Origin of the sequence: Zestosphaera sp. (assembly GCA_038843015.1) — an archaeon.
Lineage (GTDB): Archaea > Thermoproteota > Thermoprotei_A > Sulfolobales > NBVN01 > Zestomicrobium.
This window is the reverse complement of sequence record JAWBSH010000009.1, coordinates 15,716-36,677: the sequence shown is the minus strand read 5'-3', so window position 1 is coordinate 36,677 and position 20,962 is coordinate 15,716. Positions and strand designations below refer to the sequence as shown.

At 43.7% G+C, this 20,962-nt stretch carries 14 protein-coding genes and 1 tRNA gene; 6 read left to right on the top strand and 9 right to left on the bottom strand.

The genetic code is table 11. The features are described from left to right. Positions 1-87: 87 nt before the first annotated feature. The 5 genes from QXL29_06735 to QXL29_06715 all read right to left on the bottom strand — a co-directional run bounded on the left by QXL29_06735 (position 88) and on the right by QXL29_06715 (position 4,017). Positions 88-453 (bottom strand): Lrp/AsnC family transcriptional regulator, encoded by a 366-nt coding sequence (locus tag QXL29_06735; protein ID MEM2284288.1) that lies wholly within the window; start codon positions 451-453, stop codon positions 88-90. Between the two features lie 45 nt (positions 454-498). Next, positions 499-1,026, bottom strand: a complete 528-nt coding sequence (locus tag QXL29_06730; protein MEM2284287.1) for an NTPase — start codon at positions 1,024-1,026, stop codon at positions 499-501. A gap of 5 nt (positions 1,027-1,031) precedes the next feature. Beyond that, complete coding sequence (locus QXL29_06725; protein MEM2284286.1) at positions 1,032-1,997, bottom strand: helix-turn-helix domain-containing protein; 966 nt, start codon at positions 1,995-1,997, stop codon at positions 1,032-1,034. Between the two features lie 67 nt (positions 1,998-2,064). Beyond that, on the bottom strand, positions 2,065-2,769 hold the full coding sequence (locus tag QXL29_06720) for a fibrillarin-like rRNA/tRNA 2'-O-methyltransferase (protein ID MEM2284285.1): 705 nt from the start codon (positions 2,767-2,769) through the stop codon (positions 2,065-2,067). Positions 2,770-2,775: 6 nt separating this feature from the next. Next, positions 2,776-4,017: a C/D box methylation guide ribonucleoprotein complex aNOP56 subunit gene (locus QXL29_06715; protein ID MEM2284284.1), complete on the bottom strand. Its 1,242-nt coding sequence runs from the start codon at positions 4,015-4,017 to the stop codon at positions 2,776-2,778. A 644-nt stretch (positions 4,018-4,661) separates the two neighbouring features. Between QXL29_06715 and QXL29_06710 the strand changes: the two genes are divergently transcribed. The 5 genes from QXL29_06710 (at position 4,662) to QXL29_06690 (ending at position 10,914) form a co-directional block, all read left to right on the top strand. After that, positions 4,662-4,865, top strand: a complete 204-nt coding sequence (locus QXL29_06710; GenBank protein MEM2284283.1) for a 30S ribosomal protein S30e — start codon at positions 4,662-4,664, stop codon at positions 4,863-4,865. 58 nt (positions 4,866-4,923) lie between these two features. Then, positions 4,924-6,240: a Glu-tRNA(Gln) amidotransferase subunit GatD gene (gene gatD, locus QXL29_06705; GenBank protein ID MEM2284282.1), complete on the top strand. Its 1,317-nt coding sequence runs from the start codon at positions 4,924-4,926 to the stop codon at positions 6,238-6,240. Next, a complete protein-coding gene (gatE, locus tag QXL29_06700; GenBank protein MEM2284281.1) occupies positions 6,230-8,143 on the top strand; it encodes a Glu-tRNA(Gln) amidotransferase subunit GatE in 1,914 nt (637 codons plus the stop codon). Before gatD ends, gatE begins: the two co-directional genes overlap by 11 nt. 145 nt (positions 8,144-8,288) lie before the next feature. Then, a tRNA-Leu gene (locus QXL29_06695) sits at positions 8,289-8,390 on the top strand. Positions 8,391-8,580: 190 nt separating this feature from the next. Continuing rightward, on the top strand, positions 8,581-10,914 hold the full coding sequence (locus QXL29_06690; protein MEM2284280.1) for a plasma-membrane proton-efflux P-type ATPase: 2,334 nt from the start codon (positions 8,581-8,583) through the stop codon (positions 10,912-10,914). A 378-nt stretch (positions 10,915-11,292) separates the two neighbouring features. Here the strand turns inward: QXL29_06690 and QXL29_06685 are convergent, their stop codons facing one another. The 4 genes from QXL29_06685 to QXL29_06670 all read right to left on the bottom strand — a co-directional run bounded on the left by QXL29_06685 (position 11,293) and on the right by QXL29_06670 (position 17,141). Beyond that, positions 11,293-11,916 carry an indolepyruvate oxidoreductase subunit beta gene (locus tag QXL29_06685; protein ID MEM2284279.1) on the bottom strand — a complete coding sequence of 208 codons (624 nt, stop codon included), beginning with the start codon at positions 11,914-11,916 and terminating at the stop codon, positions 11,293-11,295. A 5-nt stretch (positions 11,917-11,921) separates the two neighbouring features. Then, a complete protein-coding gene (gene iorA / locus QXL29_06680) occupies positions 11,922-13,817 on the bottom strand; it encodes an indolepyruvate ferredoxin oxidoreductase subunit alpha (protein MEM2284278.1) in 1,896 nt (631 codons plus the stop codon). A gap of 183 nt (positions 13,818-14,000) precedes the next feature. Continuing rightward, entirely contained in the window at positions 14,001-15,599 is a 1,599-nt protein-coding gene (locus QXL29_06675) for a CTP synthase (GenBank protein ID MEM2284277.1), read from the bottom strand. A 6-nt stretch (positions 15,600-15,605) separates the two neighbouring features. Next, the gene (locus QXL29_06670) at positions 15,606-17,141 is read right to left on the bottom strand and encodes an NAD(P)H-hydrate dehydratase (GenBank protein ID MEM2284276.1); all 1,536 of its coding nucleotides are present in this window, start codon (positions 17,139-17,141) and stop codon (positions 15,606-15,608) included. Positions 17,142-17,214: 73 nt separating this feature from the next. Here QXL29_06670 and rgy point away from each other — a divergent pair, with 73 nt between their 5' ends. After that, a complete protein-coding gene (gene rgy / locus QXL29_06665) occupies positions 17,215-20,718 on the top strand; it encodes a reverse gyrase (protein MEM2284275.1) in 3,504 nt (1,167 codons plus the stop codon). Positions 20,719-20,962: the final 244 nt, after the last annotated feature.

Sequence of the window (20,962 nt, the reverse complement as noted above, 5' to 3'; positions counted from 1 at the left end):
AGTCGGTGGAAACTGATTCTCGATACTAGAGAGTAAAGTCGGTTAGTGTATGTGGACCTCACTCAGGGAAGTTCTCAGTTAAATCAATCATGTGGAAGAGCTCTGTAAGAAATGAGTTAGCAGATTACACTTGTATGGATTGAAGAAGCCTCCAGTACCGCATCTATATAATTCTTTACACGTGAAGCACGGTAATCTAATGACAGGATTTAAACTAATCTTGAAATTTATCTCTTCTAGCTTCTCTGGTACGTACTTGAGCACGTATGTTTTTCTGCCTTTATAGAGTATTTGTTCTCTTCTTATCAACCCTTTACGAACTAAGCTAAGGACTGCTCGCGAGCCTTCTCTATTATCAACTCCTAGAAGAGACCATAACTCACTCTGAATAACACCACTCTTACTTCGCTGCTTAACTATCTCGAGTATGCGGCGTTCCAGCTCTATCTTCATCAGTGACACCGTTCCCCCATACCATAATATTATCTGGTTTGAAAGCTAATATAGTGAAGCCCGTATCTTAAAGTATAGAGTCTCATGAATCCGGTCTCTGTTTGAGACCGACACAGGAAATAATTCCCACTGATTACTTACTAGTTTAAGTAAGCTCTCTTTTAACTTCCAGTGGATGACGGCTAGTAGAATTTTATTACTTTTTAAGACGTAGTAGATAGCTGACTTAAGTTGAGGTACTGATAATTCCATAGGACCTATTTCATCTATAGCTATCAACTCAGCATTCTCTAGAGCTTTCTCGATCGCGTTGACTCCTATAGTTACTGCATCCTCAACATCAACACAGTATCTCCCGACACGTGGCCCCCCACTATCACATATTTTGGCTAACCAACCCTCATCACCACTCATTAAGTCAATTATTTTGAAGCCTACTCTCTGACCACCTCTCCGAACCTCAGGACAGATAAAACCACCTATCTTCAAACCGTCATTCTTTAGCAACTCAATAACTCTAAGAAATACGGTAGTTTTACCAACGCCTGGAGGACCACTAATAAAGAACTTCATATACCTTAAACCTTAATTACTTCCAGGTCTTTCTTCTCAATAGCTGAGAAGCTATCTCTTATTATCTTAGCTTTCTCAGCGTCATCCGTGACTATTCTGACCCCGGTTTCCGTAATCTTAGAGAACTTAACGCATTCGCCAGTCTTTATGAGTATCTCTCTCATACTATAGCCGCGAGATCTCGTCACATCCACCGTTATGAGGGTTTCCTTATCTTTGATTATGTAGTCTGGTGCTGATCGCCTTATCTCGTAGATCTTGCTTTCATCCACATCGAACAACTTCTTAATGTTGTTTTTTATGTGTACTGCACTACTGCTGACAAGTCCTTGCTGTTCTCTAAAAGCCCTACTAACAAACTCTTCTCTCAAGTCTTGCACAGATATAGACTTCACGACTTTCTCACCAAGTACTGAGGCTAGTTTCTCTGCCGTCTCTATAGTTATGTTACCTCCTCTCTTCTCGTAAGTTTCTAGGGTCTTCCTAGATATGTTTAATAATGACGAGAGCGACGTCAGAGTGTGTTTTAGTTCCGTCCTCTTCTTAGAGAAGACCTCACTATCAACTCTAACGAACAACTCTCCTCTCTTATATAAGGCTATCAAGTCTTCTCCACCCGAGTACATGTTTTGGAAGGTCTTCAAGTTAACCAAGTAGACTCCCTCTCTCTCAATCACTATATTCTCGTAAACTTCTGGAGCTTCTGAGACTACGAAAGGTATGGCATCCAATGCTAGGGAAGACTTAATTAAGTCTTGAGCTTCATTCTTATTTACGTGCATTAAGTCTTTAACTCTGATTATGAGGGTCCCGTGTTCTCTGCTATTAGCGACTATATCTATAGACCTCTCTCGATACTTGATAGGGAAATTAATGACTTCATACCTAAAACTAACTCTATTCAATACGTTATTGACTCCCTCGTAGAGTCTCTTAAGCACCTCCTTACTTCTCGCCCTAGACTCCATCATCATCAATAATAATTTAGGTAATACCGTAATATAAGTATTTATTTACTCTCTGCCAAAAACGAACGTGTTAACTCTTTCCATACCTGGCTAAGACCATGGCGTGGTCCTTATCGAACGGGTCTAGATGAACTACATCAACTATCTCAAAGCCTCCGCGAGTTAGCGTGTCTATTTCTCGCTTATAGATCTCGTCAGGCTCTTTAGTTACGTCAATACTTCTAGACTTTATAGCTAGGTAGAGGTAGCCACCCTCTCTCAGGAAGTACTTAGCGTTTATGTTTACGATAGCTGCTTGCTCTGGTTGAGCTATATCCGCGTATAACACGTCAACTAAAGGCACTATGTGAGAATATTTCTGCGGGAAGCGCGCATCACTCAGTAGAGGAATTATGTTCTTGCGGTCTTCACAGACTCTCAACAAGTCTCTTATCACTCTAGGCGCGAATTCTACAGCGTACACAACACCTTTCTCACCAACCAGGTCTGATACGTGACTTGGAGTAGTCCCTGACCCAGCACCTAAGTAGAGAACCTTAACGTCTCTACTTATGAATAGTCCTTCTATGCCCTTCAGCAGAGCCCCTGCCAGCTTACTTCTGTAGGGGTTCCACTCTCTATACTCTACACCTTCATACGTGTAGAGTCTCTCGCCGTAGACTCTCTTGCCCGGAGCTATGTTCTTGGTGGCTAACTTAATACTGCCGTCCTCTAGCTCGACCAAGTATACACCGCCATATTTCTCGTGAGGCTTAATACTGGTGACTTCGATCATCTCTCATCACCTCCCGCCTCTCCCTCTTTTACCCTTCCTAAACGGAGGTCTTTCAGGCCCTTTAACTTTCTCAGGTACTGGCTTAGCAGGCGGCTTAGCGTACAGCTCCTTAATTTCCGCAATCCTCTCTTGCAGGTCTTTCTTAAGCTTATCCGCTATAAACCTGCCAGTAAAGTAGTCGGCCTTAGCCGCTATAGCTAGCTTAGTAGCGACGGCTCTCGCGATCTTACCCCTCTGCCACTTAGGCGCTGTGTGTATTTCGGGATGCTGGAACAACACACCATGTTTCGGAGGTCTCCCACCAGTTCTTAAAGCTCTAAATAGCGCTTTCTCAGCTCCCAAGACTTGTATAGTGCTTGCAGGCATCTTAGCTAAGTCTTCAAGACTCCCTGCGAGTGATAATAGTCTAGCTCCTAAGGTGGGTCCCACGAGCTCCGTTATGTTCGGGGCTACCTCCTTCATGACCTGACTCAAGTATTCTGAAAGCTTATCTCTCAATTCATATAAGTTCAATATAGTGCCTACAAAATCTCTTATCCTCTCAACATCTACTTCTGATAAGTCAGCACCCATACTCTTTTTCGAGGCCTCATAGATTTTAGCGGCTCTACTCTCGCTAAAACCTAACTTCCTCAGCTTCTCAAGAGACATCTCTTCCCTACTACCGAACTCGTAAACTACCGTAGCATACATTTTGTGATCTTCTATTAAGTCGTCTAGCTCAGGGAAGTGAACGCTGTACCACTCACGCATCCTAGACGCGAACAAGTTTATAGTCTTGTCTATGTCGTCTATAGACCTAATAGCCTGAATAGCTAGTAAGTCTCTCTTAGCAGCAAAGCTCCTGAGTTTAATCCTCGTGACCTGAAGCATCACCTGATTTAGAAACGATACCCACTCATCCTCAGACCTCACAATACCTTCACTAATTACCGTCGAGACTAAAGAATCGCGTAGCCTGCGGAGAACGCTATTATCTGGCTCTACAAGCGCTTTCAGCTTTAGTGAAGAGACTACTCTAGCATGATCTTCATCAGGAACTACTACCTCAATATCATCACCATACATCCTAACCAACTCCTCAATACTACTAACAAACTCTTCAGTCGCCTCACCGCTATCTAGTCTCAAAACACGCTCAGCTAACTCATTCACGTTAGTCTTACTAACTAAGCGTTTCACGACTATATTACCTTCAGCGTCAGCTATTAAAGACCCAATAAACGTATCAAGAGCTACTACCCTCACCACTAGCACCAAATAAAAATAACTTGCGAAAATTTATATATGAGAACTAAACGCGGTGTTCAGCGCCCAAGACGTAAAATAAGCACCGGCCTCCTCAATACTACCGTCAAGAATTAACCGTTTCCTGTCCTAGGTTTTGTAGGCTTTCTAGGATGGGTTGTGCATCTTGCCGCGGTTCATCTTGGTTGCTAGCTACTTTACGCGGGGGTCATAAGCACTCTTCAAGCCCGACGGCACGGGACTCACATCTTAGCTTGGTCCCTGGGTGGCTCGGGGCACCGCCCCCTCGCCACCCAGACTCACCCAAACACCAACATAAAACCCTACAAAACCATTATAAACCCAACGCACCGAAACAGTTGTCAACCCTCTAGACACGCTTTGCTAATTGTCGCTTCACTTATTTCTCCTCTTCTTACGCACGCGTCACGAGATACTGCAACAAATATAACACTAAATCATTACTTCTGTCTATTCTAGCAGTCATTAAGTCACCTGATTTCCTCTTGACATCGTATAAAACTCTTAAGAGTTCTTGACAGTAGTATCGCGACTGCTAAGATAACTAACCTGTTAAATGTTGGTATGTCTCTCGATATAAAAGCTTATAATTCTCTGAGAGCATTTTAATGCGGGTTGAGGACATGCCTACACACGGCTCGATGACTAAGGCTGGTAAAGTCAGGAGTCAAACCCCTAAAATAGAGAAGAGACCTAAGAGGAATCTCCCGCCGAAGCAGAGGAACAGGCGTGAGTACTGGATTAGGAAGAGGAAAGAAGCTGGACTTCCAGTACCTACTGTAGTGCCTCCTTCTTCAGTGCCTAGAAAGGAGAAGGTCTCTACTTAATTTCGTGTTAGCTAAAGGAATAATTACTTTTATAAAGTTCTTTAATTGAGGTGTTGGCTTGGCTTCATACGTGAGCGTAGGAGATAGAGTAAGGATTAAGAAGGGTTCTCTAGTTTATGAGGGTGTAGTCTTACCTAAGAGTGAGTTTAGTTCTGACAAGATCTTAGTGATTAAGCTAGATAATGGGTATAACGTCGGTGTTGACGTAAGCGATGCTGAGGTAGAAGTTGTGAGAAAAGGTGTTGTGAGATTTCATGAGCAGGAACTCTCCCGCAGTGTTGTTAGAGGTAGTGGCAGTCTTAAACTTACTTTCTTGAGTACTGGCGGAACTATCGTAAGTAAAGTTGATTACGAGACGGGGGCTGTGAGGCCGGCAATAACAGCTACTGAGCTTCTTGAGGCAGTTCCCGAGTTTATTGACTACACGTCAGAGCTTGCTGTGATAGAGTACAGCAGACTATTTAGTGAGGACTTAACTCCTGCGTACTGGACTGAGCTAGGCAGTGAGGTGGGGAAGCTGATTGAGTCAGGTGTTGACGGGGTTCTCATAGCTCACGGTACCGACACAATGACTTACACGGCCTCAGCACTAGCTTTTGCTTTGAGGCACCTTCCTATACCGGTTGTTTTGGTCGGTTCTCAAAGGAGTAGTGATAGACCTAGCTCAGACTCGGCCCTCAACATGAGAGCTTCTTTAGCGGTCTTTAAGGAAGCACCATTCGGTGAGGTGGTAGTGTGTATGCACGGAAGCATCTCAGATGATTACGTCTTAGCTCACAGGGGAGTTAAGGTTAGGAAGATGCATTCGAGTAGGAGAGATGCGTTTCAATCAGTTAATGATATGCCCTTAGCTAGGATAGACTTCCCGGGCGCGAAGTTCAAGTTAATCAACCAAAGATTCATTGCTAGGAGCAAGAGAGAAGACTTTCAGGTCATGAGTAAGTTCAGTGATAAGGTGGCGTTACTGAAGTTCTACCCAGGCATGGATTGCGACATTATTGATTTCTTCGTTGACAAGGGTTACAAGGCTGTGGTTATTGAGGGGACTGGATTAGGGCATGTAAGGAATGTGTGCGTAGACAGCATAGCTAGAGCTACTGAGGAAGAGGTGCTTACAGTCATAACAACGCAGACTATATTCGGTAGGGTTAACATGAACGTCTACAGTACTGGCAGGAAGCTCCTTAAAGCTGGTGCCATACCCGGACACGATATCTTGAGCGAGACCGCTTATGTGAAGCTGTCTTGGATGCTTGGTAATTACCCCGGCCTTGATAGGAGAGAATATGTTGAACTCTTCCACAAGAATTTAGCGTATGAGTATAATCCAGTACATAAAGACTCGCTCTTCCCGGTGTGGACTCATGAGTATTGATTACTCTTCAGTAGGTCTGAGAGTAGGTATTGAGATACACCAGCAACTAGCTACTAGAGAGAAGCTTTTCTGTTCATGTCCTGCCGAGCTAGCTAGTGAGGAGGTCTCAAGAAGGGAAGTAAGGAGGTTCTTAAGAGTTGCTAAGAGTGAGGTTGGAGAAGTAGATCCTGCGGCTCAGTATGAAATCATGAGGGGAAGAAGCATAATATATGAAGTGCCTGAAGGTCATGCGTGCTTAGTAGAACTGGATGAAGAGCCTCCTCACGAACTAAATAGAGAAGCAGTCTTAATAACTCTAGCTATAGCTAAAGCCCTGAACTCTACTCCGGTTGACGAGATAGAAGTCATGAGGAAAATAGTCGTTGACGGCTCAAACACTACGGGATTTCAGAGAACAGCTATAGTTGCTGTGGGGGGTTACTTAATAGATGAGGAGGGACTGATAAGGATACAGACTATATGTCTTGAAGAAGACGCCGCAAGGAAAGTTGATGAGGGAAGGGGTTACGTCAAGTATAATTTAGACAGGCTTGGAATACCCCTCATCGAGATAGCGACAGGTCCTGACATAAAGAATCCTGAGCAAGCTATGAGAGTTGCTTTCAAGATAGGGTTGTTGCTGAGGTTGAGCGGTAAAGTCAAGAGAGGGATAGGCACTATAAGGCAAGACCTCAACATATCTGTAGAAGGGGGTGTCAAGACGGAAGTAAAGGGTGTTGGAAAACTCGAGTTAATACCTAAGGTTATAGAATACGAGGTTTCCAGACAACTAAAGCTACTTGAGATAAGAGAAGAGTTAATTAAGAGGGGAGTTTGCGAGAATGACTTGACTTACTTGATAGTTGACGTGACTAACGTCTTCTCCAACACTAGGAGTAAACTAGTTTCTTCTTCGTTGAGTAAGGGTCTTAAGATTTATGCAACTCCCCTGAAGGGTTTTGGCGGATTATTAAAGAAGGAGTTAATGCCTGGGAGAAGATTCGGCACAGAACTCTCTGACTACGCTAAAGCTTGGGGTGGTGTAGGAGGAATAATACACAGTGATGAGTTGCCGTCTTACGGAATTTCAGAAGAGGAAAGAGATGCGGTCTTCAGTCTTCTCTCGCTAGATAAAGAGAAGGACGCGTACGTCCTGGTCATTAGTGATGCAGACTCTGCTGAGAGGGCTCTTAAAGCAGTCGTGGATCGTGCCCGATACGCTCTAGTAGGTATACCTAAAGAAACGCGTGCTGCAAACCCTGACGGCACCACCAAGTATATGAGGCCACAGCCAGGAGCGATGAGGATGTATCCAGAAACAGATATTAAGCCTATCCCAGTTACCCAAGAATTACTTGAAGAAGCTGAACGTCTTAAGCCACCTACACCTGAAGAATTGTTAGCGAGGTTGATAAGAGATCATAAACTAACGAAAACTCTTGCAGAACAACTAATCAGGGACCCGCTAATCCACACGTACCTAAACCTAGTTGAGGAGCTAGGTGATAAAGTTCAGCCCCACATAATAGCTACGACACTAATGATACACTTAAAGAGTCTTAAGTCAGAAGGACTTGACGTGAGTATAATAGATGAGCAAGTCTTGAAGACTATCTTAAGTAAGGTGAGCGAGAACGTTTTGAGCAAGGACGCAATACCAGAAGTGTTAAGAGAATATTCACTCAAGAGAGGGGAAGCCAGCCTGGAAGAACTCATAAAGAAGTATACAGGAATAAGAGTCAGCGAGTTAGAAAAACTAGTGGATGAAGTCATAGAAGACCTTAAAGAAACCTTGTTAACGAAGAGAGAGAAAGCTTTCAATATAGTGATGGGTGAAGTAATGAAGAAGGTTAGGGGCAGAATCGACGGAAAAATAGTTGCAGAGACCGTAAAGAACAGACTCAGAGAAGCACTCGGTATCTAGTGCTCGTGAATTCGTAGTTACCGGGCGCAGAGCTGTGCCCGGCGAGAACCGAGAATGTAGCTCTTCGCCCTTTAGGGCGGGGAGGAGGTCAGATGAGGTGTGGCAGAACCCAACTTATAAAGCACTAAATTAAATATCATTATTGGCGGGGGTGCCCGAGCCAGGTCAAAGGGGTCGGGCTCAGGTCCGAACATGGTGGGAGCCCCGATGGCGTAGGCCTGCGTGGGTTCGAATCCCACCCCCCGCATCAATACTTACACTCCTAACGAGCAGGTCTAGCTCTTCATGAGGGCATGTCAGTAGCTAAAGAAGCCCGAGCAGCACAAACACTATTAAAGATTCCCCGTATTTGCTTCTTAATTGATAACGAAGCTGTATCTAATAAAGTATAAATAAATTTAGTAATTATCGAATTAACAGGGCAGATGATGCACTAAATGAGCAGGTATGTAGGTTTAACTAGTAGGGATGTTGCTGAGAGACTGAAAGTTTATGGTCTTAATAAAGTACCTGAAAAGAAGGAGAGCGTAATAGCGGCTTTCTTAAAGAAGTTTACGGGGTTAACGCCTTACACTATAGAAGTGGCAGCTGCGATATCTTTTATTTTGGGGAAATATATAGACTTCACTATAATGGTGTCGTTGCTTCTTGTGAATGCTGTTGTAGGCGTTATTCACGGATATAGGGCTAGTAAGGCTATTGAGGTACTTAGATCAAAATTAAAAGTGACTGTGAAGGCTCTGAGAGATGGTAAGTGGGTTAACGTTGCAGCTGAATATATTGTTCCAGATGATGTTGTGAAGGTCTCTATGGGTGATGTCGTGCCTGCCGACGGTGTTATTTTAGAGGGTTCTGTAACTGTTGATGAATCCGCATTGACTGGGGAATCCATGCCTGTAGGAAAAGGCGTTAACGATAACATTTATGCTGGAACTGCAGTTGTCAGGGGAGAGGCTATTATCAAGATTGTTGCGACTGGTGTGAAGACGCGCTTTGGAAAAACTGTCGAGCTAGTTCAGATAGCGAAGCCTAGACTCTTAATAGAGGAGATAACTAACAGCATAACTAAGTGGCTTCTCTTAGTAGACTCTCTATTCATAATCTTAGTCGTAGTTAAACTCATTTTGGCAGGGCTTAACATTTTAGAGCTCTTACCCTTCGCTCTAACGTTGTTGCTAGCCTCAATACCTATAGCTTTGCCAGCCATGACTACCATAACTCTCGCTTTAGGGAGTGTTGAGCTTGCAAAGAACGGTGTAATTGTTAGGAGGCTTGAAGCAGTAGAGGCCGCCTCTATGATGGATATTATATGCTTAGATAAAACAGGCACGATAACAGAGAACAGAATAGTAGTAGATAAAGTAATTCCATTAGATAGTAGGTACAGCGAAGAAGATGTGGTGCTGTACGCGGTACTAGCATCTGAAGAAGTGACGAAAGACCCTATAGATAACGCTATTAGAGAGAAAGCTAAAGAGATGAACATTGACGTAAGTGTAGCGAATATCCTAGAATTTAAGCCATTTACGCCAGAAACAAAGAGAAGTGAAGCACTTGCTCAGATTCATGAGCGAAGGATTAGGGTTATTAAGGGTGCGCCTCAGGCGCTCCTCCAGATAGCTACTAACAGCAATATAGAAAACCTTGAAAAGACCGTCATAGAGCTCGGTAGAGAGGGGCTTAGACCACTAGCCATAGCAGTAGAGACTCAGCAAAACTCTGTTGAGATTATTGGATTATTGGGATTATATGACAGACCCCGCGAAGACTCCAAGCAGTTTATAGATGTTATAAGGAGCCTTGGTGTGACTCCAAAAATGATTACGGGAGATAACATACATATAGCTAAAGCTATAGCGAACAAGGTTAATATAGGTGAGAAGGCCGTTAGCGTTAGAGAGGTTCCAAAAGAACAGTTAGCCAGTAATATTGAGGAGACCGAAGTGTTCGCGGAAGTAGTGCCTGAGGACAAATACTATATTGTAGAGACTCTACAGAAGAGAGGGCATATAGTTGGTATGACAGGCGACGGAGTAAATGATACACCAGCACTTAAGAAGGCAGACCTAGGCATAGCTGTGAGCGGGGCCACTGACGTAGCAAAATCTGTTGCTTCGGTAGTGCTCACGTCTCCGGGGCTAAGAGAGATTACTGACATTATAAGACTTGGGAGAATGACTTATAGGAAGATAGTTGTCTGGACCATAAACAAGATCGTTAAGACATTCAGCATAGTGTATTTTGTGGCTATATCAACGCTACTTCTCGGACTTCCGGTATTAACCCCAACACACATGATATTAATGCTTTTTCTCTACGACTTTGTAACCTTATCCATAAGTATTGACGTACTGAGACCAAGCAAGAGACCGGAGAAGTGGAATATTAGGAAGCTTACAGCAATATCAACTCTGCTCGGCGTCGTGAAACTTGTAGAGCTATTTATAGCGTTATTTATAGCGAATCTCATTAACCTACCGTACCCACAACTACAGAGTTTCATGTTCTACGTACTCCTCATCTCAGGACTTCTAAACATAGTGAACTTTAGAGAAACTAAGGCATTCTGGAGCTCGAAGCTAAGCAAGTACGTGTTGCTAACTATAGTAGTTGACAGCATAGTCGCAACAATACTTGTGTGGAAAGGCATAATAATACCTCCACTATACCCGCATGTTATAGCATTAGCGCTGACTTATACTACTATAGTAACACTGCTAGTCACTGATATTGCTAAGATAGCGGTATACAAATTGTTTGGTCACATATAAAACTTTCTCAGCTTGCATAGTCTAAGAAGATTAGCCCTCACTGCCGTGAACACTACTATCAAGTACTAATATTCACTATAAAGTCTATTAGAAGAGCCTGTAAGTGCGTCCCTCAACCACTTTCCAATACTCTTAATGGACGTACTTTATACGTAACTTTGATTCTCCCGCATCAACTATTCACTGAAGTACTGAAGACCTTTAAGGAGGTCGCTAGTAATTGATGACTTACTAGGGTAAGAAGAAAGTCAGACACAAATTATCTATTTTCAGAAGCCTGGTCAACATCATTTAATCAGACCTTACAAGGTTCATCATGTTATTAAAAGCTCATGTCACTGAAAAATAATGATTAGAGAATTGGGATTTGATGTGAAGCTAGATGTGTTTGCTTGCTTTTAACGACTCTATAGTCTCTTTACCTACTTTGGTTAAGGCTTCCTGATACCCTGCTTCAAAGAGTCTAGTGTTGATTTCTCTAGCTCCTAGCTTAAGTACTTCATTTAATACAGAGTTTTTAGTTACTATTGCTGCTTTCTCTAAGAGGTAAGTCACGAACCCTAACATGACTACGTTAGCTCCTATGGTACTACCAAGTTTTAATGATGTGTCTGAAGCACTAACTAGGTAGAAGTGCGAGGTTGTTTTCTTTATAGCATTAATTAATTCTTCTTTTGAAGGAACCTTCACGCCAGGTACTGAGGGTCTGATGATCTTATCGTTAACTACTAATACCGTATTCGGGTTATGGAGGTAGGAATATCTGGTAGCCTCAATAAGCTCCATTGACATGTGTAGGCGTATGTCGTCTTCAGGCGGCAGAGGAGCCATGACAGAATCTCCTATCCTTAAGAAGACTGTTACGGAACCTCCTCTCTGACTCATCCCATGAGTCTCTGATATTATTACTTTAAGACCTTCATTGAGTGCTGCCTGACCTAACACCCTAGATAAGGTTAGCAGTCCCTGACCACCAACTCCTGAGATAAGGATGTTGAGCACTATACTCACCTCCAGAACTTCTCAACCTCTTCTCTATTGTACTCTTTCAGGGGAACTATAGCTTTCGTAGGACATACCTGAGCACACGCACCACAACCAACACAAAGTTCTGGGTCTATCCACGCCTTTCTATCACTCCCAGGCATTATTGCTGGACAGACAAACCAATCATAACATATACCGCAACCAACACACTTATCTTCTAAGACTACGTAGGGAACTATCTCGACACCAGCTCTCCTAAGGTCTCTAACAACTTCTAACGCACACCTCCTTCTAGCAACTATGACTGCCGGCTCTTTATGTTCCCTAACGTAATTCAGAGCCTTCTTAACAACCTCTCTGACAGTCTTGATGTCGTAAGGGTCTATGACTTCGACAAACCTAATACCAAGTCCTGAAACCACGTTCTCTATAGGTATGTAGTGTGCTTCCCCACCGTCCTTACTTGATGGGGCTGGTTGGTGACCCGTCATCGCGGTTACTTCATTATCTAATACTATAATAGTTAGCGGCTTCTTATGCCATACTGCGTTTATGAGTGGCGGTAAGCCTGCGTGATAGAATGTGGAGTCACCTATTATAGCTATCACGTTATCATCTGTAGTTATGCTGAGGCCGTATCCAACCCCTATACTGCTTCCCATTTCAATCATTACGTCTTGCATTTTGTAGGGCGGGTTATATCCTAGCGAGTAGCACCCTATGTCTCCCGAAGCAATATAAGGTATTTTCTCTTGATTAACCAGCCTCCTCAACTCGAAGAATATCGGCCTGTACGGGCATCCCGGACATAATGTAGGTATCCTAGTTGGCACGCTGATTATGGGCTGACCAGGTGCTTGAGGTATTGAGTAATCAAGACCTAAGAATTTAGCTATAGCTCTCCTAACCCTCAAGTGATTTAACTCGAACTCATAACCTACTAAGTCTTTACCCGTTACTTCTGCTTCAATTCTTGAGTCATAGAGTACTGACTTAACGCTCGTCTCGACTAGTGGGTCAAGCTCTTCAACAACTAGTATCTTATCGACTTCCTCAGCAGCTTCTATGAGTAGCTTCTTAGGTAACGGCACCGGAGTTCCTATTTTGAGAACTCTAACTCTATCCTTAATCTTGAAGTAATCGAGTGCTTCCCTCACGTAACCGTAGGCACTGCCTGAAGCTATGATCAGCGCTTTCCCGTCACCCTCAATCCTGTTAAACGGGAGCTCATTCACGACCTCGGAAATCGCGTTCCATCTCTCGAGTAGCTTAATCTTGTTTTTCCTAGCGTTAGCGGGCATGACGACAAACCTATCTTCTTTATTAAACTTCCCCTTAACCCTTACCTCTGGTATAGGTTCTAACTCTACAACCCCCCTACTATGACTCACTCTCGTAGTAGTGCGTAGTATCACTGGATGCTTAAACTTCTTGCTAAACTCGAAAGCATATTTAGTCATTTTCTTTGCTTCATCGACGTCAAAAGGCTCGAAGACAGGTATGTATGCGTGAACACCATACCACCTGTTGTCTTGCTCGTTCTGACTACTATGCATGCTAGGGTCGTCGGCCGTAACCACCACTAGAGCACCCTCAACACCTGTATAAGCAGAACTCATTAGGGGATCTGCAGCAACGTTCATGCCCACATGCTTCATAGCAGTCAACGCATTAACACCTGCTAAAGAAGCGCCGTAAGCTGCCTCAAAAGCTACTTTCTCGTTCACACTCCACTCAGCGTAAATACCGACTATATCTTTCACCGAGATTAGAGACTCAAGAATCTCTGATGATGGGGTGCCTGGGTAAGCAGCGGCAAACCCTAAACCACCCTCTAAAGCGCCTCGAGCTATCGCCTCATTACCTAATAGCAAGTACTTACCACTACTCATGCTCACAATCGACTTAAAACTCATTGAGCTAGACCCTACATAAAAACCTATCAGAAAAAATAAGCACTACTATGTTTAAACACTTTATAGACTTTACAGTGAGGTCATGACATGACTTCTTAGACACTAAATAAACACGAGAGTAGCGTAGGGGACGCAAGACTAATGCTAAGACCACGAAAACAATATGATCACTTATGATGACAGTTAAGTTAATAACGCGTTAATGAATGCTGTGAAAACAGGTGAAGGTCTTAACGGTCTGCTCTTAAATTCTGGGTGGTATTGAACACCAAAGTAGAATCTATAATTTCTCAACTCCATTATCTCAGGAAATCCTTCAGAACTAAACCCACTCACTACGAAGCCGTTTTCCTCGAACGCGCGTAGGTAAGCCGGGTTTATTTGGTATCTGTGCCTGTGTCTCTCTCTCACGGTCTCTGAACCGTTGTAAATCTTCCAAGCGAGCGTGCCTGAAACTAACCTAACTTCGGTAGAGCCCAGCCTCATAGTACCGCCTTTGACTATATTTCCTTTCTGGGAACTAAGTAAGTCTACTACAGGGTGTGGCGTATTAGGGTCTACTTCAGTGGTGTGTGCGTTAGCCAGACCAAGGACATTCCTAGCAAATTCAACAACCATTAATTGAAGTCCGAAACATATCCCTAATACAGGCACTTCAGCCTCTCTAAGAACTCTTATTGCGTTGATCTTCCCTTCAACCCCTCTCTCACCAAATCCAGGTAGTATTACTGCCCCTTCAACCGAACTCACGATATCTCGAATATTGAGAACTCCTTTCTCCACGTCTGTAGCCTCAACCCAAATAAACTCAGGTCTTGTCCTGAGCAGGGCTCCTGAATGCTTTAGTGCCTCAATAATACTTAGGTAGCTGTCTGTTAGCTTTGTGTACTTACCAACCATAGCTACCCTAACCTTATGTTTAGGGTTTCTGAACTTCTCTACGTACTCTGCCCAAAGACTTAAGTCAGGCTCTACGTAGTTAAGCTTTAGCTTCTCAGACAAAACCTTAGTTAGTCCCTGAGCGTGAAGCCTCAAAGGAACCTCATAAATTACGTCTACGTCAGGATTACTGAATATATGTGACGGTGGTAAGTTACCGAATAGAGATAGCTTCCTTCGAGCCTCGTCAGTCAGGGGAATAGAAGACCTAGCAACTAGTATGTCGGGCTGAATACCTATCCTACGTAGCTCCTGCATGCTATGCTGAGCAGGCTTTGTCTTAAGCTCTCCTAAAGTAGATAGTCTAGGAACTAAGACTACGTGCGTGAAGAGAACATTCTCAGAACCTCTCTCAAGCCTTAACTGCCTCGCTGCCTCAAGGAAGGGAAGACCCTCTATGTCTCCTACAGTCCCCCCGATCTCCACTACAGTTACGTCACTACTATACTTCCTAGCAACGAGCTCTACCTGGCGTTTTATTTCGTCAGTGACGTGAGGGATTATCTGGACAGTCTGACCTAGGAAGTCCCCTCTTCTCTCCTTCTCGATTACTATACTGTATATCTTGCCGGTAGTGATGTTATTGTCTTTAGACAGGTTCATGTCCAAGAATCTCTCGTAATGCCCTATATCTAAGTCTGTCTCGCCCCCGTCTTCAGTCACGAAAACCTCACCATGCATGTAAGGATTCATAGTACCTGCGTCCACGTTAACGTAGGGGTCTATCTTAATCGCTGTAACTGAGTAACCCATAGACTTAATCAGCAGAGCTATGGAAGCTGCTGTAACTCCCTTACCTAGACCCGAGAGAACTCCGCCAGTCACGAAGACATACTTACTCACGCGAGCTCACCTCACATTATCTGAGCTACTCCTCAACTCCCTCACTTTTAAGGCAGTTTTTAGAGGCTCTTTAAGAACCTGAGGTATGTATTTGAGTATGTTCATCGGCGAAGACTTGCCATCAATTAAATAAGCCAGCTCGCCAGCAACGGCATTGACAAAGGCAGCTATAGACGCTGCTCTAAACGGGTCTTTAGCTCTCGCAAGTGATGTAGCTGCTAGACCTGTTAACACGTCGCCTGTCCCCCCACAACTCATGTCTTGGTGGCCTATGCCAGTACGTATCTTGAAGTTGCCGTCAGGCGACATTATTACGTCTACATAGCCCTTCAGAATTAGGGTTGCTCTATAGCGCTCTACTATATCCTTAGCTACGCTAATCCTAGTCTCTAGAGTGTCCTCTGAGATTAGGTGACTAGGTTCAACCCCGATGAGTATGGCTGCTTCACCTAAGTGCGGAGTCATAAGAACCTCAACTCCGGTGAGGTCCTCTTTGCTGGCCAGTTTTAGAGCGTCAGCATCTAAGACTATAGGTTTTCTAATCTCGCGTGCTGTAGTCAGTAAGGCCTTAACAAATCTCCTAGTCTCTTCTCTAACGCCTAAACCAGGGCCTGAGACTATTACGTCGGCCTTCTTCATTATCCCCATGACGTCTTTAAGAGAGTCTTCAGTTAGGTAGTCGCCCTCAAGAGGCAGACCTATCACCTCAGGCGAGAATCTAGACTTAAGCACATACTCTGGTGCTGCCAGGTAAACTAGGTCAGCGCCGGCAACCCAAGCACCTAAGGCGGTCAACCACGGGGCACCTACGAACTCCTTAGAACCTGTGATGACTAGGATCCTGCCTCCATCGCCCTTCTTAGCTCTCAAGTCTTTCTTCTTAAACCAGACCTCCACGTCACCCGGGCCCACGGCTCTTAACGCGTTAGGTGGCAAACCTATGTTCGCTACTACTAGCTTGCCGACTACGTCAGGCGCTTTAAGAAGACCCGGCTTAGGAGCTACTAAAGTGATCGTAACATCAGCTCTAACAACGTCTCCAGGTGCTTCTCCCGTGTCTGGGTCAAGTCCTGAGGGCACGTCTATAGCTACTTTAATTCCCCTAGAGTTATTTATTGTTTTTATTGCGTCAGCATAGATATCCTTAGGTGCTCCCCTCACGCCTATCCCTAAAAGCCCGTCAACTACCACGTCATAGTCTAGGAGCATGCCAGCCTTATAGTCGTGAATTAAGACGTTATGTTGATTCTTAAGTATCTCTAGGTTCTCTTTAGCGTCCTCATGCCTTATGATTTTTGAGACTAAGTAAACGTGCACCTCATAATCTTCTCCTGCTAGGTGTCTTGCCGCCACGAAAGAATCTCCTGCCTTGCCGCCGCTACCAGCGACTACGGCTACTCTGCACGGCTTACTACTAGTTAAATCTTTAATCACTCTCGCAATACTTGCTCCCGCGTTCTCCATGAGAAGTCTCGTGCTAACGCCCCAGAAGACTGAGTTTATGTCTGCTGCCCTCACCTCGTCACTACTGAGGGTTCTCAATTCTGCCCTACCTAATTATTATGACTCCATGTTTTTAAGGTTATTCAGGATATGAAGAATATTAACAGGCTAAATGATGTTAAGTACTGTCATGTCTGAGTTAACGTTAATGAAGTCTTTAATGTTCTCGAGACTCAATTCAGGTCATGACTCAATACATATGGAGCTCTTGAGAGAGGAGTTAAGTAGGTTCACCGAGTTTTTCTCTACCGTTACTGGCGGGAAAGTCTTGTGGAGTATTCAGAAGACTTGGACTAAAAGGATCTTGTCAGGAGAGTCTTTCGCTTTGATAGCTCCTACAGGAGTAGGTAAGTCCACGTTACTTCAGGTCTACTCTCTCTATACGGCTTCTAAGAGTAGACCCGTAATATACGTAGTACCGACTAAGTACTTAGCTAATCAAGTCTTGAGAGTTCTTAAGGACCTCAATCCAGGAGGTATTGAGATACGTGATTCTGAAGCGATTAAATCTAGCGGAGTCTCTTCAGAGGAGAGAGTCGACGTAATCACACACACGTTCCTACACAGGAACAAGAAGTTATTTGAGAATTTCAGGTACTATCTAGCAGTAATTGATGACTTCGACGCGTTGCTTAAGTCTTCATCTCTATTGAATACCATGCTTAATTTGGTGGGAGTCTCCGAGGAGTCTATCAAGATAGTTCAGAAGCTTGTCTCAGCTAAGAGAGAGCTACTCTATTACAAATATAGCGGAAACTCAGAAAAAATCAACGAGATACTTAAGAACATTGATGAGTTAGAATTAAGTCTTGGTAAGAGTCTTAACTACATGAATGTAGGTCAGGTACTAATAGCTAGCGCAACCGGGAGAGGTAGGGGAGAGAGAGTAAAAGTTTTGCGTGAGTTGCTAGGTTTTGAGGTAGGTTCTATAACTGATTATCTGAGAAATATTGTAGAAGTAGTTGAGCCTTTAGCGAGTGTGAGAGTAGAAGAGCTGATTAAGAAACTACATAGGGGAACCTTACTATTCGTGAGTAAAGACATGGGTCTAGAGAAAGCGAGAGAAGTAGCTACGCACCTCACCAACTCTGGTGTGAGAGCTTTAATAGCTGGTAGTAGGAGAGCAATAGACAAGTTAAGAGAGAATAAAGTTGATGTCTTAGTAGGTGTTTCTAGTTATTATGGTATACTCACTAGAGGTCTTGACGAGCCTCTCCACGTATACAATACTGTTTTTTACGGGATACCTAAGTTTAAGCTAGATCTAGACTCAACTCTACTTAATCCACTAACTCTGATTAAGTTGATTAAAGAGTTACCTTCTTACGGGTATGTCCAGCGAGAAGAAGATAAGCAGTTAATAAACAAGGTGTTGTCGCTAAGACCCGGCGCTCTTAAAGTGCTTACTCAGGGTTTACGAGGCGTCGTACAATTAGAAGGCTTCTTAAAAGACTTAAGCGTAGAAGTGCTTAAAGCTAGAGACAGATTAAGAGACTCTATCGACGAAGCTCTCTCCAAGAATTCCGGCAAGGTAGTCTTGAGTTCTTTCGTTATCAGAAGAGATGAGAAAGAGAAGGTAACTGTTTTAATACCTGATGTCATGACATACCTCCAGGCTTCAGGACGTAGTAGCAGGCTTTACGGCGGTCACATGACTTTAGGCTTGTCTATAGTTCTTTACGAAGACGAAGACCTGCTCAAGATCTTCCAAAGGAAACTGCGTTATGTGTTACCTAGCTACACACCAGTCAAGTTAAGTGATGTTGACTTAGCAGAAGTTGTTAAGAAGCAACAACTCAGCAGGTCTGGTCTTGGGGGTGAGCTTCTCCTAGATAAGGTTAGGTCCGCGTTGATCGTGGTCGAGTCTCCTACTAAAGCTAAGACGATAGCTAGGATGTTTGGCACGCCTGGCAAGAGATTTATAGGGGGCTACGTAGCTTACGAGACTGTTATAGCCTTCGACGACAAGATCTTCTTAGCTACCATAGCGCCAAGCATGGGTCACGTTCTAGACTTAGTCAATGATGAGGGGTTGCACGGCATCTTGTTATCTGGTTCTGACGTATCGCCAGTATATACTACGATAAAGAGGTGTGCTAGTTGTGGGCATCAGTTTACTGAGGAGCTCCAGAAGTGTCCCAGGTGCGGGTCTATTAGACTTAGAGATAGTAGGAAGGTCTTGGAAGCACTTAAGAAAATAGCTAGGGAGGTTGATGAGGTCTACATAGCTACAGACCCTGACGACGAAGGCGAGAAAATAGCTTATGATTTGCACGTGGTGTTGAGCTCTGTAAATTCAAGGATCTACAGGATAGAGTTTCATGAAATCACTAAACAAGCTGTTCTTAAAGCGTTAGAGAACCCTAGAAATATTGACTTACTCAAAGTTAGTGCTCAGATCGTTAGGAGAGTTGATGATAGATTAGTAGGCTTCGAGTTAAGCAGGATACTTCAGGAAGACCTCGGTAAGAGGTGGTTGGGTGGGGGAAGAGTTCAGACACCTGTTCTGAGGTGGGTTGTTGAGAGGTTCTTAGAACACGAGGGAAGCAGGGGCTACCTACTCAGAACGTATCTACCTAACAACCTCAAAATAGACTACTTCCTAGATAATCGTGAAGAAGCTGTGAAGCTCCATGAGGAGGTCAGCAGGTCTGGCGTGGTTATTCACGTAATAGAGACTTACGAGAGGGAGGTAAGCCCCCCGCCACCTTACACTACGGACACTCTACTAGCTGATGCTGCCAGAGAATTGAGGCTCCCGCCAACGCACGCTATGAGGGTGGCTCAAGACCTTTTTGAGTCCGGCTACATAACTTATCACAGAACTGATAGCACACACGTTTCTAGTCTAGGGATAAGTATTGCTAGAGAGTATGTGGAGAAGTCAGGTGTTTTAGAGCTTTTTACTCCGAGGGCGTGGGGTGCTGAAGGAACACATGAGTGTATAAGACCTACTAAGCCTGTTGATATCATTGAGGAAGAGGATGTTCTCGTGAGTAACCTAACCTACCTTCATAAGAGGGTATATCAAATGATATTCAGGCGTTTTATAGCTAGCCAACTAAAACCTTCTACAATGCTCTACGGCAAGGTCAGAGTATACTTAGGTGATAAGCAAGTAGAGCTTGAGGTTCCACTCAAGATCCTCAAAGAAGGATTTACTAAGATTTACCCAGTACGAACTTATGATGACTTAGCTGGGATTGTAAGATACATCCCGACTAAAATAGAAGTGATCAGCGCTTCTAGAATCCCACTACCCACGTCAGCAGACATCATAAAGATGATGAAAGAACACAGAATAGGTAGGCCGAGTACCTACGCTAAAGCTATAGAAAATAATTTAAGGCATGGCTACCTAATACTCTCAAAGAAGAGACAATACTTAATACCTACTAAGACAGGTATTGAAGTACTTAAGTATATTCAGGAGAGATTTAATATCTTGACTAACGTGGAGTTTACTAGACACCTAGAATCGTTGGTAGAGGGGGTTAAGTCAGGCAGAATACCTTTGAGCACTGCTTTAACGTATTTGCTGACCGACGTTGTTGTTCTAAGGACTGTTCAAGAAACTTTTAAGACAGGTGTCGAGTACGGTGAAGTGCTTACCTAACTACTTACTAAACACCGGATAGTTTATTAGTTACATTGTTTAGGCTTGGTGCGTAGAGTTTAGGTCGATGAGTTATAGAGTGAGTTGAGACTCTCTAACCTCCTCCTCGCCCTTTAGGGTGTGGCTTTCAGTTGTAATAGCTCTTCATTGAGGTCTCTCGGAATTTGCACAACATTCTGAATAGCAAATGGGTGGGGATTGTTTCTTGACTCAACAACTTATAACTTCGTTTTGAGTATAGTAT